Annotated in this window: 16 protein-coding genes; 11 read left to right on the top strand and 5 right to left on the bottom strand. The window is 63.6% G+C overall.

The window, feature by feature from the left end; translation table 11 throughout:
* Nucleotides 1-74 precede the first annotated feature (74 nt).
* From ACYVHK_RS04290 to ACYVHK_RS04265, 6 genes are read left to right on the top strand one after another with little or no spacing between them, the layout of a single operon-like run.
* Nucleotides 75-1,700, top strand: coding sequence for a heme-copper oxidase family protein (locus tag ACYVHK_RS04290; RefSeq protein WP_460527954.1), 1,626 nt, complete (start codon nt 75-77; stop codon nt 1,698-1,700).
* Between the two features lie 15 nt (nt 1,701-1,715).
* Nucleotides 1,716-2,351 carry a cbb3-type cytochrome c oxidase subunit II gene (locus tag ACYVHK_RS04285; RefSeq protein ID WP_460527951.1) on the top strand — a complete coding sequence of 212 codons (636 nt, stop codon included), beginning with the start codon at nt 1,716-1,718 and terminating at the stop codon, nt 2,349-2,351.
* The gene (locus ACYVHK_RS04280) at nt 2,348-2,938 is read left to right on the top strand and encodes a c-type cytochrome (protein ID WP_460527949.1); all 591 of its coding nucleotides are present in this window, start codon (nt 2,348-2,350) and stop codon (nt 2,936-2,938) included. The genes ACYVHK_RS04285 and ACYVHK_RS04280 overlap by 4 nt, the downstream gene beginning before the upstream one ends.
* 31 nt (nt 2,939-2,969) lie before the next feature.
* The gene (locus ACYVHK_RS04275) at nt 2,970-3,593 is read left to right on the top strand and encodes an SCO family protein (protein ID WP_460527947.1); all 624 of its coding nucleotides are present in this window, start codon (nt 2,970-2,972) and stop codon (nt 3,591-3,593) included.
* Nucleotides 3,590-4,198 (top strand): hypothetical protein, encoded by a 609-nt coding sequence (locus ACYVHK_RS04270; RefSeq protein WP_460527945.1) that lies wholly within the window; start codon nt 3,590-3,592, stop codon nt 4,196-4,198. The genes ACYVHK_RS04275 and ACYVHK_RS04270 overlap by 4 nt, the downstream gene beginning before the upstream one ends.
* Nucleotides 4,195-4,923 (top strand): MOSC domain-containing protein, encoded by a 729-nt coding sequence (locus ACYVHK_RS04265; RefSeq protein ID WP_460527943.1) that lies wholly within the window; start codon nt 4,195-4,197, stop codon nt 4,921-4,923. Before ACYVHK_RS04270 ends, ACYVHK_RS04265 begins: the two co-directional genes overlap by 4 nt.
* Before the next feature lie 13 nt (nt 4,924-4,936).
* Here the strand turns inward: ACYVHK_RS04265 and ACYVHK_RS04260 are convergent, their stop codons facing one another.
* The 5 genes from ACYVHK_RS04260 to ACYVHK_RS04240 form a co-directional block, all read right to left on the bottom strand.
* On the bottom strand, nt 4,937-5,596 hold the full coding sequence (locus tag ACYVHK_RS04260) for a transcriptional regulator (protein WP_460527941.1): 660 nt from the start codon (nt 5,594-5,596) through the stop codon (nt 4,937-4,939).
* A 206-nt stretch (nt 5,597-5,802) separates the two neighbouring features.
* On the bottom strand, nt 5,803-6,315 hold the full coding sequence (locus ACYVHK_RS04255) for a DUF3224 domain-containing protein (RefSeq protein ID WP_460527939.1): 513 nt from the start codon (nt 6,313-6,315) through the stop codon (nt 5,803-5,805).
* 35 nt (nt 6,316-6,350) lie between these two features.
* A complete protein-coding gene (locus ACYVHK_RS04250; RefSeq protein ID WP_460528353.1) occupies nt 6,351-7,151 on the bottom strand; it encodes a substrate-binding periplasmic protein in 801 nt (266 codons plus the stop codon).
* Nucleotides 7,152-7,285: 134 nt separating this feature from the next.
* A complete protein-coding gene (iolG, locus tag ACYVHK_RS04245; protein ID WP_460527937.1) occupies nt 7,286-8,275 on the bottom strand; it encodes a Gfo/Idh/MocA family oxidoreductase in 990 nt (329 codons plus the stop codon).
* Nucleotides 8,265-9,131 carry a MurR/RpiR family transcriptional regulator gene (locus ACYVHK_RS04240; RefSeq protein ID WP_460527935.1) on the bottom strand — a complete coding sequence of 289 codons (867 nt, stop codon included), beginning with the start codon at nt 9,129-9,131 and terminating at the stop codon, nt 8,265-8,267. The genes iolG and ACYVHK_RS04240 overlap by 11 nt, the downstream gene beginning before the upstream one ends.
* Before the next feature lie 240 nt (nt 9,132-9,371).
* On the opposite strand from ACYVHK_RS04240, the gene ACYVHK_RS04235 reads away from it, so the two are divergent.
* From ACYVHK_RS04235 to iolD, 5 genes are all read left to right on the top strand, one after another.
* Nucleotides 9,372-10,403, top strand: a complete 1,032-nt coding sequence (locus tag ACYVHK_RS04235; RefSeq protein ID WP_460527933.1) for a sugar ABC transporter substrate-binding protein — start codon at nt 9,372-9,374, stop codon at nt 10,401-10,403.
* Nucleotides 10,404-10,483: 80 nt separating this feature from the next.
* Entirely contained in the window at nt 10,484-11,647 is a 1,164-nt protein-coding gene (locus ACYVHK_RS04230) for an ABC transporter permease (protein ID WP_460527931.1), read from the top strand.
* 5 nt (nt 11,648-11,652) lie between these two features.
* Nucleotides 11,653-12,444 (top strand): sugar ABC transporter ATP-binding protein, encoded by a 792-nt coding sequence (locus ACYVHK_RS04225; protein WP_460527929.1) that lies wholly within the window; start codon nt 11,653-11,655, stop codon nt 12,442-12,444.
* Between the two features lie 11 nt (nt 12,445-12,455).
* On the top strand, nt 12,456-14,414 hold the full coding sequence (locus ACYVHK_RS04220; RefSeq protein ID WP_460527927.1) for a 5-dehydro-2-deoxygluconokinase: 1,959 nt from the start codon (nt 12,456-12,458) through the stop codon (nt 14,412-14,414).
* Nucleotides 14,411-16,264: a 3D-(3,5/4)-trihydroxycyclohexane-1,2-dione acylhydrolase (decyclizing) gene (gene iolD / locus ACYVHK_RS04215; protein WP_460527925.1), complete on the top strand. Its 1,854-nt coding sequence runs from the start codon at nt 14,411-14,413 to the stop codon at nt 16,262-16,264. Before ACYVHK_RS04220 ends, iolD begins: the two co-directional genes overlap by 4 nt.
* Nucleotide 16,265: the final 1 nt, after the last annotated feature.

Below are 16,265 nucleotides of genomic sequence, written 5' to 3'. Positions count from 1 at the left end.
GTAGACCCCTCCGGCGCGAGGCAGTATTGCGCCACCCTTGAGTTGTCGACGCATACACAGAAGGTCAGACTGTCATGAATGTCTTAGCCATCCTGTTGTCCGCTTTCGTCGTAGCCATCATCGGTTTGATGTTCTTTATCTGGTCCCAGCGGCGCAGCCTGCTGGATGGTGGGCATACCGCCGCCAGGGTGATTTTCGAGCATGGGGGCGTCGGCACCATCGAGGATCCTTCGGCCACGCCGGCAGCCCGGGCCGCACTGCAGGCAAGGATGGATAGCGACGGACTGGCGCATGGTGAACCGGACCAGGCGGAACTCGCATCACGGGTCATGGCGGACCGCTCCAGCGCCAGGGTCACCCTGATCTTCTTCAGCATTGCCCTGTTATGGCTGTTGGCCGCCTCGGTGTTCGGCCTGATCAGCTCGATCAAGCTTCATGCACCGGACTGGCTTACCGGTTCGCTCTGGTTGAGCTTCGGCGTAACCCGCACCCTGCATCTCAACATCGTGGCCTATGGCTGGGCTCCCATGGCCGCACTGGGCGTCTGCAACTGGCTACTACCGCGTTTGCTGAAGACCCCCCTGGTCGGCGCACGCTATGCGATCCTCGGTGCCGCCATCTGGAACGTTGCGCTGCTGGCCGGTCTCGTGGGCATCGGCCATGGCTACAACACCGGGTTCGAGTGGCTGGAGATTCCTCTTCCGATTGCCGGCTGGCTGGCCGTCGGTGGTGCGCTGATCGGGCTGCCCTTGGTGGTAACGCTGCAGCAACGCAAGGTTGACCATCTGTACGTCTCCGTCTGGTACATGGGCGCGGCGCTGTTCTGGTTCCCTACCTTGCTGATTCTCGCCAAGCTGCCCATCCACCAGGGCATCGAGCAGGCCACGACCAACTGGTGGTTCGGCCACAATGTGCTGGGCCTGTTCTACACCCCCTTGTCGCTGGCGACCATCTATTACCTGTTGCCCAAGATCATCGGCCGGCCGGTCGAGTCCTATAACCTGTCGCTGGTGGGCTTCTGGACACTGGCCTTCTTCTATGGCCAGGTCGGTGGGCATCATCTGATCGGCGGCCCCGTACCCAGCTGGCTGATCGCCCTCTCCATCGTACAGAGCATGATGATGATCATTCCGGTCACCGCATTCTCGATCAACCAGCACCTGACCATGCGGGGTCATTTCCATGCCCTCAAGCACTCCCCTACCCTGCGCTTCATCGTACTGGGCGGCATGATGTACACCCTGAGCTCGATACAGGGCTCGCTGGAAGCCTTGCGCTCCATCAATACCGTTACCCACTTCACCCACTTCACCGTGGCGCACGCCCATCTCGGGCTGTATGGCTTCGTCACCCTGGTCATGTTCGGCGCCATCTACTTCATTACGCCCCGCATCACCGGCTGGGAATGGCCCTATCCCGGCCTGATCGCCCTGCACTTCTGGCTGGTCGTGATCGGCTTTGCGATCTATTTCCTGTTCCTGACCGTCGCCGGCTGGATGCAGGGGCTGTATATGCTCGATGCCGGCAAGACCTTCATGGACTCCGTCAACGTGACACGTACCGGCCTGATCGGCCGTTCGGTGGGCGGCGCGATCATGAGCCTGGGGCACCTGATACTGGCAGGGCATTTTGTGCTGATGATCCGGCGCTCAGGCCCCAAGCGGGAATCCGCAGCGATATTGAACCAGGCTTCGGCCTGATCCCGGAGGATACTCATGCGCAGCGAAACCACCCTGCTAGTCGGTAGCTCCGTCATCCTCAGCCTCGCGATCACGGCCCTCGTCGTACTGCCCTACCTGCAGGAGGAAAGACGCCGGCCACCCAGCGCGCTCCGCCCCTATTCAGCACAGCAGCTACAGGGGCGGCAGGTCTATATCGAGAACGGCTGCATCGCCTGCCACTCCCAACAGCCCAGGACGCGCGCCCAGGCACCGGACTTCGAGCGTGGCTGGGGCAGAGCATCGGTGGCAGCCGACTACTACTATGACAAGCCCACCCTGCTCGGCACCATGCGTACCGGCCCGGACCTGTTCAATATCGGTGCCCGCCAGCCAAGCGTGGATTGGCATCTGGGCCACCTGTACCAGCCTCGTGCCTATACCAGGGACAGCATCATGCCGGCCTACCCCTACCTGTTCGAGATCAAGGCCCAGGCCGCGCCGGGTGACACCATCGTCAACCTGCCGCCTGCGTTCTCGGTCCAGGGACAGGTCGTCGTCGCCAGGCCCGCCGCCATCGCGCTCGTCAGCTACCTGCTTGCCCTGGACCACACCTACCCGGTGGACGATCTCCCCGCCTTGCCACCGGCGGTTCCCCAGGCAGGTGGTCCGAATGCAGGAGCGCAGCCATGAAGAAGCCAACCATTCCCCGCGCCCAGGCTCGCGAGAATCCCGACCCGGATGAGCAGGTCAAACCCGTACCGCTGGTATTGCTGCTGGCCATTGCCGGTCTGTTCACCTGGGCCGTGGTGTACATCGCCACCACCGACCTATCCGCCAAGTCGAGCTGGGGGGACCAGCGCACGCTGGCTGACCTGGGGAAACCGGCCGGCGGAAAAGCCGATGGTGCGGCGCTGTTCACCGCCAATTGCGTTGCCTGCCATCAGGCCGGTGGCACAGGTGTACCCGGTGTGTTTCCACCCCTCGCCGGTTCCGAATGGGTGAACGGCGACCCCGGTGTGGTGACCCAGATCCTGCTGCATGGCATCAGCGGCAAACTGACGGTAAAAGGTCAGCCCTTCCAGGGCCAGATGCCGAATTTCAGCGGCAAGTTCAACGACGAGGAGATGGCTGCAGTCCTGACCCATATCCGCAAGGCGTGGGGGAATACCGGCACGCCGATCGATGCGGCGGCGGTCAAGGTGCAACGAGACAAGTCCAAGGACCGCACCGCGCCCTGGAACGGCGATCAGGAACTCGCCACGCTCAAGCCCGCTTGATCCGGCCCAGCTCAACGAAGGAACGGAAAGCATGGCCCGCACCTTGTTCGCCACCCTGCTCATCCTGCTGGGGTGCCTGGCGGCCGCCTACCAGTTGACGTCCGGGTTCAGTACCTGGACGTCGGAGGCGGCACGACGTGCCGCCATCGCCCGCACACCGCGCCAACTCCCGGCCACCACCCTGCATCTGGCGGATGGCAGTGAAGTGGCCCTGGATCGCTGGCTCGCAAGCGGCACGCCGCTCACCATCGCCGGTTTTATCTACACCCGTTGCAACAGCCTTTGCTCCATCCTGCGGGATGAATTCCAGCGATTGCAGGCAGAAATCCAGGCCCGTCAACTGCAGGGCAAGGTACGCCTGCTGAGCATCAGCTTCGATCCACGGAACGATACGCCGGCCGAGCTCGTGAGCTACGCCGCCCGCATGCGCGCCGACCCGGCCGTCTGGCAGTTCGCAAGCGTGGCGGACCCGGCGCAATTGCAAGGCTTGCTCGATCAATTTGGCATCGTGGTGGTTCCCGACGGTCTGGGTGGCTATGTGCACAACGCCGCGCTGCATATCGTGGACAAGCAGGCCCGGCTGGCCGATATCGAGGACCTCGGCGCCGGACGACAGGCCCTCGCCGCTGCCATCGCCCTGGGTGAACGGCGATGAATACCCGACAGCACGTCCATGCTCACATCAGGCTGGCTTCCTGCCTGCTCGCGGTCGGTATCGTTGCCCTCATGCTGCTGTTCCGGCAAGCGCTGGAAGCGCGCATGGCGTGGCACATGCTGTGCCAGTTCCCCATGCTCATCCTGGCCGGCTGGCTGCTGGCACCAGCGCTACCGGCCGGGTTACGCCGGTTGATCGCCAGCTACAACCAGATCGGCCTCGCAGGCTTCACCCTGGCCGCGACCGTGGTCAGCTTGTGGATGATTCCACTCGCACTGGACCTTGCTGTCAGCGACCGGTCGACAGACCTGTACAAGTTCGCCAGCCTGCTGGCCGCCGGCCTGGCCCTGCGGCTTTCCTGGGCGCTGGCCGCCAAGCCCCTGCAGGCATTCTTCCTGATTGGCTGGGGCATGATGACCGCCACGGCAGGCCTGCTCTACCAGGAGGCACCTGTCCGTCTCTGCAACAGCTATCTCGCCGACGAGCAAGTGATCACCGGTACCGGCCTGATCATCGTCGCGACCGCTATCGTGATCATCTGGTTCGCCTTCGCGCTGAACGACAAGACAGCACCACGGAGCCATGCCATGCGGCCTATCCCATGATGGCCCCCGGAAAGGAACACCTGCACGCCACCAGCTACCCCCTGCTCTCCCTAAGGGTAGGCCGCAGCCGCCCTTTCGGTCCGCAGGGCCAGGCCAGTGCCATTCTCAAGCAGGCGGTGAGCTGTCCCATCATGCTGGGTAGCGAGGGCTTTCTGACGGACGAGCAAGGTGATCGACTACACCATGGCGGACCTGAAAAGGCGGTCCACCATTACCCCTTCGATCACTATCCGGACTGGGCTGCAAGATTGGCTGGTGCCAGCAAGGATCTGGCACCCGGCGCGTTTGGGGAAAACCTGTCTACCCGGGGCATGACCGAAGCGGACGTCTGCATCGGTGATCAGTTCGCGCTCGGGCAGGCCGTGGTGGAACTGAGTCAGCCACGCCAGCCTTGCTGGAAACTGAATGTGCGCTTCGCAACGCCGGATATGGCCCGGCTGGTGCAAGCAAGCCGGCAGACCGGCTGGTACTACCGGGTGCTGGTGACCGGGCTCGTCAGCCCCACCGATACCCTGCGACTGCTGCACAGACCCTGCCCGGATTGGCCGTTGAGCCGGGTACTGCATACCTTGTTCGAGGATACGCTGAACCCTGCCGAACTTGAGCGCCTGATCGCACTGCAACCCCTGGCACCCAGGTTGCGCACGCTGTTTGAACGCCGGCTCGCATCCCGGCAGGTCGAAGACTGGTCCGCCCGGCTAACGGGGAGTCTCCCTTCGCGCTAGCGGTGGCGAACCGTCAGGCGGGCTGGATGTGCCGATCCACATTGAGGATGCCGCGCTTGAAGGCGATCGTTACCGCATGGGTGCGATCATTCGCCATCATCTTGGAGAGGATGTTCTTCACATGCACCTTGACCGTCTCCTCCGAAATGAAGAGGACGGCGGCGATACCCTTGTTCGACAAACCGCTGGCGATCAGTTGCAGTACTTCGGTTTCACGGCAGCTCAACTCATCATCACTGAGATGCTCGGCCAACTCCATCGCGATCTCGCGCGGTACGATCCGCCGCCCACAATGGATCAGGCGGATGGTATCGAGCAGCTCGCTGCGCAGGGCGTTTTTCAACATATAGCCCGCAGCCCCCGCCCGGATAGCACGTAGTGCGTGGGCATCGCCCTGGTAGGTGGTCAGGACCACGATACGGGCATCGGGAAATTCGCGCCGTATGGCCATCGTTGCATCGACGCCATTCATGACCGGCATCTGGATATCCATCAGGGTGACGTCGGGCCTGAACTCGCGAAAGCGCGCAACGGCCTCTTGCCCATTGCAGGCCTCGGTGACCAGCTTCATGCCCGGCTCACAGGCAATGACGCTGGCAATGCCCTCGAGCAGCAGGGGATGATCATCTACCGTCATGACGGTGATGGGCGCTACAGGGCTTGCCAGGTTCACGATCCACTCCTCGCGCTATGGACGACGCATCACGGGAGATGCGTCTGGCCAGGCGGCTGCGCACCTTCTCTCGCTTACAAGGTAACCGTTGGCCGCCTTGCCCCCAAGTCCATTTAGGAGGTTTTTCAGCTACCTCGAAAGAGGTATCGGAACCGGGCACCCACGCGGCGGGCTGGCATCAAGGCCGCACGTCGATCCCGTACAGGTCACGGCAGGGCCGGCAAGCTGTACTCGAAATCATAGAAATGCTGGCCGCCTTCGATACGGATACCCAACTTGCCTGTCAGTCCGAGCAGTTGATCCGTACCGGAATCAGGTACCACGGTGATGCTCAGCTGCGGCTCGCCACGGGTCATGGTGCCGGTGTGCTGCAGCAGGAAGGTTCCCTTGCGCCCCAGCAGGCTGCCGCTGACCTGCTCCATGGCCACATAGCCGGCCGAGCCCTTGGTCGCCGTCCCACCCGTCAGCATCTGTCCCTGGCCTACGGCCTCCAGGTCACCATGGAACTGCTTGTCGAGCGACAGGCGCCCCAGGACTGCCGCCAGCGCCGCATCCTGCGGTGGCTGTGGCGCCATCTTCACCTCGAACGTTCCCTTGGCATGCAGCATCACCTGCTTCTCCTCTCTGGGTAAATCAGATTGCACCGGTGTTGCCGCAATGACCGGCAGGCATTGGCAGCAGATGGCCAGCGCCATCGCGGAGCAAGATTTCGTCAGCATCGGATAATTGTCCCTTGGTCATCAGCGAGATTCGCTCAGCGCTTGCGCCGATCAGGCAGCAAGGCGGCCGATCCCTGCATGATGGTATCGACAGTGGCTGCACTGAGGTAGCGCATGTAGATCGCCCGCACGGTCCCATCATCCCGCATGGCCTTCACCGCGTCGGCGAGCCGTTCGCGATCCGCCCGGTTGATGCTGCTGTGATTGAAATAGATGCCTGTCGGCAGAAAGACCGATTCCGGCAGGCGCACGATCCTGACCTTGTTGCCTTGCGCCCACTCCTTGAGCTTGCGCTCATAGAAGATCGCCGGAGCCAGTACGGCATCGAGCCGCCCTGCCTGGAACTTGACGAACAACTGGTCATAATCTGGCGAATACTCCAGCCGGCCGGCCTGCTCCAGAGCCGGGAAAGCATCACCGACACGGCCCCCTGGCGTCACGCCGCGGACCACACCCAGATTGAACCTCGGCAGGGCCTGCAGATCTCCCATGCTGCGGATCGTTGACGGCGTGTCCCTGGGCATCAGCAGCAGGTCGGTACGGGACGCCGCATACTGGACGAATACGCCGGACTGATCACGCTCCGGCGTCTTGAGGGCGGCAGGTACGACATCGATCTCGCCTTGTGCGTACATGGCCCATACGCGTTGCCGGGGCAGCATCTCTGCCCGAAAGACACAGCCGGTGCGTCGACTGAGCTCATCGAGCAGATCGACCACCACACCATGCGGACCATTGGCATCGACATAATAGGCGGAGCCCAAAGCGCCCACGCCAGCGCTGAACGGACGGCTGCATGCCGCCTCCGCCACCAGCCCGGACAGGGCCAGCAACACTGCCAACAACCCTCGTCGAGCGCCTCGCACAACCCGTCCTCCACACCTGGTCCGAGATAGCCAGTCTAGCTGCTAATCGGCCAAGCGCCAGCCCGGCACAGGCACAAGATGCCGCCTTGCCGGGCCGGGGCGGTTCAAAGGCTGATGACCCGCCCTTCCTTCCAGGAACGGGTTGCTGCATCCGCCAGCACCAAGGCCGCCACCCCACCTTCCACCGTAGTGCGGAGCGGCGTACCGGACTGGATTGCGCTGAAGAAATGCGCCATTTCCACCGCATAGGCGGCGCGGTAGCGTTCGAGGAAAAAGGCCTCGGGCAAATCTTGCGAGACGGCCTGCCGGCCCGAGAATACGACCTCGGTCGGCTTGTGGTTGCCGGCCTGCAGCATGCCCAGGCTACCCATCACCTCGAAACGCTGGTCATAGCCATAAGCGGCGCGACGGCTGGTGTTGATCTGGCACAGCCGTCCCTTGGCGGTCCGTATCGTCACCGCGGTGGTGTCGGCATCACCCGTCTCGGTGATGGATGGATCGGTCAGCACGCTGGCGCTGGCGTGGACGCTCACGGCCTCGTCATCGAGTATCCAGCGGCAGATGTCGAAATCATGGATCAGCATGTCCTTGAAGATACCGCCGGACTTGCGGATGTAGTCCACCGGTGGTGCGCCTGGATCGCGACTGGTGACGATCAGCACTTCGGGCGTACCGATCTCCCCGGCGTCGATCCGCGCCTTGACGGCGGCAAAGGTCGGGTCATAGCGACGCTGGAAACCGATCAGGCAGGCCACACCGGCCTCCTTGACCGCCGCAGCACAGCGGCGCGCGCGCTCCAGATCAAGATCGACCGGTTTTTCGCAGAAGATGGCCTTGCGGGCGCTGGCGGCGCGCAGGATCAGGTCGGCATGCGTATCGGTACTCGCGGCGATCAACACCGCGGCGATGGCCGGGTCCGCCAATGCGGCTTCCGGCGTCGCGACCGTTGCTCCATGGCGTGCGGCCAGCTCACGCGCGGAGGGTTCGTGGACATCGATCACATACTTGAGCCTGACCCCTGCCTGCGCAGCAAGGTTGCCCGCGTGGATCTTGCCGATGCGCCCGGCCCCAAACAATGCAACATCAATCATCATAGCCTCCCGTGTCCTTGGTCTCTTCGATGGTGAGTTCCAGCCGGTACGCGAGCGCGATGAACAGCGCCTGGCACAGGCAGATCGTGCTGGTCATGGAGCGGAAGGCGAACGCCGTCCCCTCCTTGACCGTCAGGTAGGCATCGGCGCTGCGTGCCAGCGGGCTGAGCTGGCTGTCGGTGATCACCAGCAGGCCGGCCTTGTGCTGGTTCGCCACGCGTGCGCAATAGCGCGTCTCCTTGCCATAGGGCTGGAAACTGATCGCAATCAGCACATCTCCTTCGCCGATCGAGCGCACCTGCTCGCGGAACATGCCGCCCAGGCCGCTCAGGAGATGTACACGCTTCTGGGTATGCTGCAGGGCGTAGGCGATATAGCTGGCGATGGGAAACATGCGCCGTACCCCGGCTACATAGATGTTCTCTGCCTTGAGCAGCAGTTCGACGGCCGCATCGAGCTGGACCGGGTCCAGGTTCTGGCTCAGGTCATCCAGACCTTGCTGGCAGGCCGCCACGAAGCTGCGAGTCAGCTCCGCGTTGCCGAGGCTGCCCTGGCCAGTGTCGATCAGACTGCGTATGCGCTGCTGATAGCTGGGCACCGGTACACCGGCGCCAGCATAGGCATCGCGAAACAGCGCCTGCATTTCACTGAAACCGGCAAAACCAAAGCGCTGGGCAAAGCGCACGATGGCCGAAGGCTGTACCTCGCAAGCCGTGGCAATGTCGGCAATGCGCTCCAGCACCAGCGTGCTGCGATGCGCTTCTATGTATTTGGCGATGACCTTGAGCTGCTTGCTCAGGCTGTCGTATTCGTCGGCGATACGTGCCATCAATTCGTCGGCGTTCTGGGTATCCGACATGTTGTCTGCTCCGTGCTGGTCTTGCGGCATTCTAGCGTCGACATCACAAAACAGAAACAATTTTCTAAACTAAAAATATTTGCGAATAAAAGTTGCAATAGAAAAATAGCGGGCGTAAGGTTCACGTCATGATCACCCGCACTCCAGGCGGGTAGGTCTCCGGGCGATGCGGTCAATCGCCGCACCGCCTTCGGCGGGTGTGTACCCGGTCAAACTCAACCCTGGAGAGGAGACATACCGATGCAATCCCCCCGCAAGACACGCCTTGGGCGTGCCCTGGTGGCTACGCTCGTAGCCCTCACCTGTGCCAGTGCCGTCGCCGCCGACAAATACGTACTGATCAGCCACGCGCCTGATTCCGATTCCTGGTGGAACACCATCAAGAACGCCATCAAGCAGGCCGGTGAAGACTTTGGCGTAGAGGTGGATTACCGCAACCCACCGAATGGTGACCTGGCCGACATGGCACGCCTGATCGAACAGGGCGCCGCCCGCAACTACAACGGCGTGATCACCAGCATTGCCGACTACGATGTCCTCAAGTCCGCCATGGGCAAGGTCACCGCCAAGAAGATCCCGCTGATCACGATCAACTCCGGTACCACCAAGCAGAGCGAATCGCTCGGTGCCATCATGCATGTGGGCCAGCCCGAGTATGAAGCCGGCAAGGGCGCAGGCCTGAAGGCCAAGGCCGCCGGCATCAAGAGCTTTGTCTGCGTGGACCACCAGGCCACCAACGAAGGTCTGATGCAGCGCTGCAAGGGCTTTGCCGATGCGATCGGCGCCGACATCAGCAAGTCCCTGCTCGATACCGGCGAAGACCCGGTGACGGTCGAGAGCAAGGTCAGCGCCTATCTGCGTAACAACCCCGGCACCCAGGCCATCCTGACCGTCGGCCCATCCGGTGCCGTCCCCACGCTCAAATCGCTGGAAAAGTCCGGCAAGCTCGGCAAGATCTGGCTCGCGACCTTTGATCTCACGCCTGAGATCAGCGCTGCGATCAAGAGCGGCGGCATGCAGTTCGCCATCGACCAGCAGCCCTACCTGCAGGGTTATATCCCGGTCGCGGTGATGGCCATCATGAAGCGCGACAAGACCACCGACCTCGCCAAGGTGCAGGCTGCGCTCAAGGCCGACAAGAAGTTCGCCGCACGCCTGGCCGAGTATGGGCTGGCACCTGACTATGGTCCTCGTCACATCGGCTCGGGCCCAGGCTTTGTGACCAAGGACAACATCGGCAAGGTCGAGCAGTACGCAGGTCAGTACCGTTGATCGACGGCTAGCCACGCCGGTGGCCAGCGTCTGAAACACATGGGGCGGCGTGCCGTCGCTCCATGCCGAGGAGCATCCCCATGACTACCGCCCATGCAGGCCTGAAAGAGGTCCCCGCCATGTCTGCGCCAGAGCAGTCCAGCCCGGCCGTCGCCAAGACCGACGAGCGGGTCAAGCAGTTAACGATTTTCGATCGCCTGATGGGTCGACCGGAGTTCGCCTCCATCTCGGGTACCGTGCTGATCTTTGCGCTGTTCGGCCTGTTTGCCGGCAGCTCGGGCATGTTCGCCGCCGACGGCATCATCAACTGGTCCCAGGTCGCCGCCTACCTCGGCATCCTGGCCATCGGTGCCTGCCTCCTGATGATCGCCGGCGAGTTCGACCTGTCCATCGGTTCCATGATCGGCTTTGCCGGCATGATGGTCGCCATCCCCCCTATCTACTTTGGCTGGCCCGTCTGGCTATCCATCATCGCCGCCTTCGTGGGCTCCATGGCGCTGGGCTGGCTCAACGGCTACCTGGTGATCAAGACGCGGCTGCCCTCCTTTATCGTCACGCTGGCCTTCCTGTTCATCCTGCGCGGCCTGACCCTGGCCTTTTCGGTCATGTTTGCCAACCGCACCATCGTCTCCGGGATCGGCGACATGGCCGCCCAGGACTGGCTGGCCAGCAGCCTGTTTGTCGGTCACATCGGTGACGGTGTCTTCCAGTGGCTGGCCAACATCGGTTGGATCAGCAAGCTCGACGACGGCCGCCCGCTCGTTGCCGGCCTGCCCAAGGTCATCGTCTGGTGGGGTGCGCTGGCCCTGGTCGCCGCCTTCGTCCTGGCTCGTACCCGCATCGGCAACTGGATCTTCGCCGTCGGTGGCGACGCCAACGCCGCCAAGAATGTCGGTGTGCCGGTACGGCAGGTCAAGATCGGCCTGTTCGTCTTTACCGCCTTCTGTGCCTGCCTGTTCGCCACCCTGCAGGTCTGCGACATCGGCTCGGCCGCCGCCGACCGCGGCCTGCAGAAGGAATTCGAGGCCATCATCGCCGCCGTCATCGGCGGGGCGCTGCTGACCGGTGGCTACGGCTCGGTAGTCGGTGCCTGCTTCGGCGCGCTGATCTTCGGCGTCGTACAGATCGGCATCAGCTACACCAATATCAATTCGGACTGGTTCCGGGTCTTCCTGGGCCTGATGTTGCTGATCGCCGTGGTATTCAACAACTTCATCCGCCGCCGCGTGACGGAATCGAGGTAAGCGCCATGTCCCAATCCGACTACATACTCGAGCTGGACCATGTCAGCAAAATCTTCGGTTCGGTGATCGCCCTGCAGGATGTCACCCTGCAACTGAAGCCGGGTGAGGTGCATTGCCTGCTTGGCGACAACGGCGCCGGCAAGTCCACGCTGATCAAGACCCTGGCCGGCGTCCACAAGCCCACCCGCGGCGAGTACCGCATCGACGGCCAGCCGGTCCGCTTCGATTCGCCCAAGGAGGCGCTCGACATCGGCATCGCCACCGTCTACCAGGATCTCGCCCTGGTGCCGCTGATGAGCGTGGCGCGTAACTTCTTCATGGGGCGCGAGCCGGTCAAGAAGTGGCTGGGACTCCTCCCGGTCATGGATATCGAGCTCGCCGCCGAGGTGGCCAAGCAGAAACTCTCGGAGATGGGCATCAACGTCCGCGATCCGCACCAGGCCATCGGCACCATGTCCGGTGGTGAGAAACAGTGCCTGGCCATTGCCCGCGCCATCCATTTCGGAGCCCGGGTACTGATCCTCGACGAACCCACCGCCGCACTCGGCGTTAAACAGAGCTTCAATGTGCTGCGCCTGATCGACCGGGCGCGGGCCAAAGGTATCTCGGTGATCTTCATCACCCATAACGTCAACCACGCCTATCCGATCGGTGACAGTTTCACCCTGCTCAACCGGGGTAAATCGCTGGGCACCTATGCCAAGTCGGCGATCAGCAAGGACGAGGTACTGGACATGATGGCAGGCGGCGCAGAAATGCAGACCCTGATGGCCGAGCTTGACGGCGTAACGATCTGAACGGGGCCACGATGGAAAACCCTACGCAATTTGCACCTGATCGCCGGCTGGATCTGATCTGCCTGGGCCGGCTGGCAGTGGACCTGTACGCCAAAGACCTGGGCGCCCGCCTGGAAGACGCGGGCAGCTTCGCCAAATACCTCGGTGGCTCATCGGCCAATGTCGCCTTTGGCACCGCCCGCCTGGGGTTGAAGTCGGCCATGCTATCGCGGGTGGGTGACGAGCATATGGGCCGATTCCTGACCGAGACCCTGGCGCGCGAAGGCTGCGACGTAAGCCAGGTGAAAATCGACAAGGAACGGCTGACGGCCCTGGTTCTGCTCGGCATCAAGGACCGCGACACCTTTCCGCTGATCTTCTATCGCGAGAACTGCGCCGACATGGCGCTGGAGGCTGCCGATGTGGACGAGGCCTTCATCGCCTCCAGCCGCGCGCTGGCCATCACCGGCACCCATCTCTCGACCGAGAAGACGCTCGGTGCCGCCAAGGCGGCGCTGGCCTACGCCCGCGAGCACGATGTCCGCACCGTGCTCGATATCGACTATCGTCCCGTGCTCTGGGGGCTCACCGGCCGGGGTGACGGCGAGCAACGCTTTGTGGCCGATGCCGAGGTCAGCCACCATCTACAGGCCGTCCTGCCCTTGTTCGACCTTATCGTCGGTACCGAGGAAGAATTCCAGATCGCCGGTGGCAGCCAGGATATTCTCGCCGCCCTGCAACGCGTGCGCGCAATCAGCCCGGATGCCACGCTGGTACTGAAGCGTGGCCCGCTGGGGTGCGCGGTGATCGACGGTGCCGTACCCGCTACGCTCGATGCTGCCTATACCATCCAGGGCGTACAGGTCGAAGTCATGAACGTACTGGGTGCCGGCGACGCCTTCCTGTCTGGCTTCCTGCGCGGCTGGCTGCGTGGAGAGGACTATGGCCTGTGCTGTCGTCGTGCCAATGCCTGCGGTGCGCTGGTGGTGTCGCGCCATGGTTGTGCGCCGGCCATGCCGACCCAGGTGGAACTGGCCTACTTCCTGAGTCATGCCGTTCAACTGCAGCGCCCCGGCGACGATGCCGCACTGACCCGCCTGCATCGGGTGTCCGCACCACGCCAGCACTGGGACGATCTCTGCGTGCTGGCCTTTGACCACCGCGCCCAGTTCTATGAACTGAGCCGCGATGCCGGGGTCCCGGAAGCACGTGTCAGCGAGCTCAAGCGTCTGCTGGTGCAAGCGGTGGCGCAGACGGAATCTGCCCTCAGCCTGCAAGGCCATATCGGCGTGCTGTGTGACGACCGCTATGGCGAGGACGCCCTGCACGCCGCCACAGGTCGCCAGTGGTGGGTAGGTCGGCCCATGGAGCTGCCGCTCTCCAACCCGCTCGAGTTCGACCGGGGCCGTTCCATCGGTACCACCCTGGCAAGCTGGCCGCGGGAGCAGGTGATCAAGTGCCTTGCCTACTACCATCCGGACGATACGGTGGAGAACCGGCTGGAGCAGGAAGCCCAGCTGCGGGCGCTGTATGACGCTGCCCAGGTCAGCGGCCATGAGCTGCTGCTGGAGATCATTCCGCCACGCCATCTGCCCCGTCACGACGACACGGTGCTGCGAGCCATCAAGCGGCTCTACAACATCGGCATCCAACCTGAGTGGTGGAAGCTCGAGAGCATGCCGGCACCCGCCTGGAAAGCCATCGATGCCCTGATCGCCGAACGTGACCCCTACTGCCGTGGCGTGGTCCTGCTGGGTCTGCAGGCACCGGTCGCCGAGCTGGCAGCGGGTTTTGTCGCTGCCGCGGAAAGCCGGAGCTGCCGGGGTTTCATGGTGGGTCGGACCATCTGGCACGAACCGGGGCTCGCCTGGCTCAAGGGCGAGATCGACGATGCCGGTTTGATCCAGCGCGTCCGCACGACCTTCGAGCAATTGATTCTTGCCTGGCAACAGGCACATGCCCCGGCACAGCGCCGCAAGGAGGCTGCATGAGTACCATCAGGCTGACCGTAGCCCAGGCCCTGGTGCGCTACCTGGCGGGATTGCGGGTGGAAAGCGGAGGCCAGCCGGTGCCGCTGTTTGGTGGCGTCTGGGCCATCTTTGGCCATGGCAATGTCGCCGGCCTGGGAGAGGCGCTGTATGCCGCGCGGGACGAGCTACCCACGTTCCGCGCCCACAATGAGCAGGGTATGGCGCACGCGGCGATCGCCTATGCCAAGGCCCACTTCCGGCGCCGCATGATGGCGGTGACGACCAGCATCGGCCCCGGCGCCACCAACCTGGTAACGGCGGCGGCGTTGGCCCATGTCAATCGCTTACCGGTCCTGCTCCTGCCAGGGGATGTGTTCGTGTCCCGCGCACCGGACCCGGTGCTGCAGCAATTGGAGGACTTCGCCGACGGCAGCGTCTCGGTCAACGACTGCTTCAAGCCGGTATCTCGCTACTTCGATCGCATCGTCCATCCTGCCCAGTTGCTGACCGCCCTGCCCCGCGCCATCGCCACCTTGACCGATCCCGCCAACTGCGGCCCGGTCACCCTGGCATTGCCGCAAGACGTGCAGACCATGGCCTATGACTACCCGCTGAGTTTCTTCGAGACCCCAACCCTGCGTCTGCGCGCGCCGATCCCGGATGAGGAGGCCGTGGCGGCCGCGATTGCCCTGTTGCGCGAAGCCAGGCGCCCGCTGCTGGTCGCCGGAGGTGGGACGCTCTATAGCGAAGGGGCTTGCGACGCATTGCGACAATTTGCCGAGCAGCATGGCATCCCGGTCGCGGAGACCCAGGCCGGCAAGAGTGCCCTGCCCTGGAACCACCCGTTGCAGGCCGGCCCGATCGGCGTGACCGGCGCTACCGCCGCCAATGCCCTGGCGCGGGACTGCGATGTCGTCATCGCCGTCGGCAGCCGGCTGCAGGACTTCACCACCGGCTCCAACAGCCTGTTTCCCCAGGCCAGGTTGATCAGCCTCAATGTCAGCCCCTTCGATGCGCTCAAGGCCCGCGCGTTGCCCGTACAGGGGGATGCTGCCCGCAGCCTGGGCGCCCTGCACGCGGGACTGGTCGGCTGGCAAGCCGATGCGGGCTGGACTGCCCGGGCACAGGCCGAGGCCGAGGATTGGCGGGGCATAGTCAGCCGCATCACCGGTCAGCGCGAAGTCGACGGCCTGCCCTATGACGGCGAAATCATCGGTGCCGTCCAGCGCGGCGCTGGCTCCGACCGCGACGATATCGCCGTCTGCGCCGCCGGTACCTTGCCGGCAGAGCTGCACAAGCTCTGGCGTACCCGTACACCCGGCGGCTACCACATGGAATATGGCTATTCCTGCATGGGTTACGAAATCGCCGGTGGCCTGGGCGTGAAGATGGCCTGGCCGGGGCGCGAGGTCATCGTGCTGGTCGGCGATGGTAGCTACCTGATGATGAATTCGGAGTTGGCGACCTCGGTCATGCTCGGCCTCAAACTCATCGTGGTCCTGCTCGACAACCGCGGCTACGGCTGCATCAATCGTCTGCAGCAGGCCTGCGGCGGCGAGCCTTTCAACAACCTGCTGGCCGATTGCCTGCAGGGACCGGATGGCCATACCGAGATCGACTTTGCCATGCACGCCCGTGCACTCGGCGCCCATGGCGAGCATGTCCACAGCATTGCGGAGCTCGAGGCAGCGCTGGACCGCGCACGCGCCGCCAGCAAGTCGAGCCTGATCTGCATCGATACCGACCCGGCCCGGACGACCGAGCAAGGCGGTTGCTGGTGGGAGGTCGCCGTCCCGGAGGTCTCGGACAGCGCCAGGGTCGTTGCCGCCCGGCAAGCCTATGAAGCCAGTACGGCCAAGCGAGGATACTGAC

It is taken from the genome of Chitinimonas naiadis, from assembly GCF_054780835.1.
The sequence above is the reverse complement of the archived record's forward strand: the minus strand, read 5'-3'. Positions and strand labels throughout refer to the sequence as shown.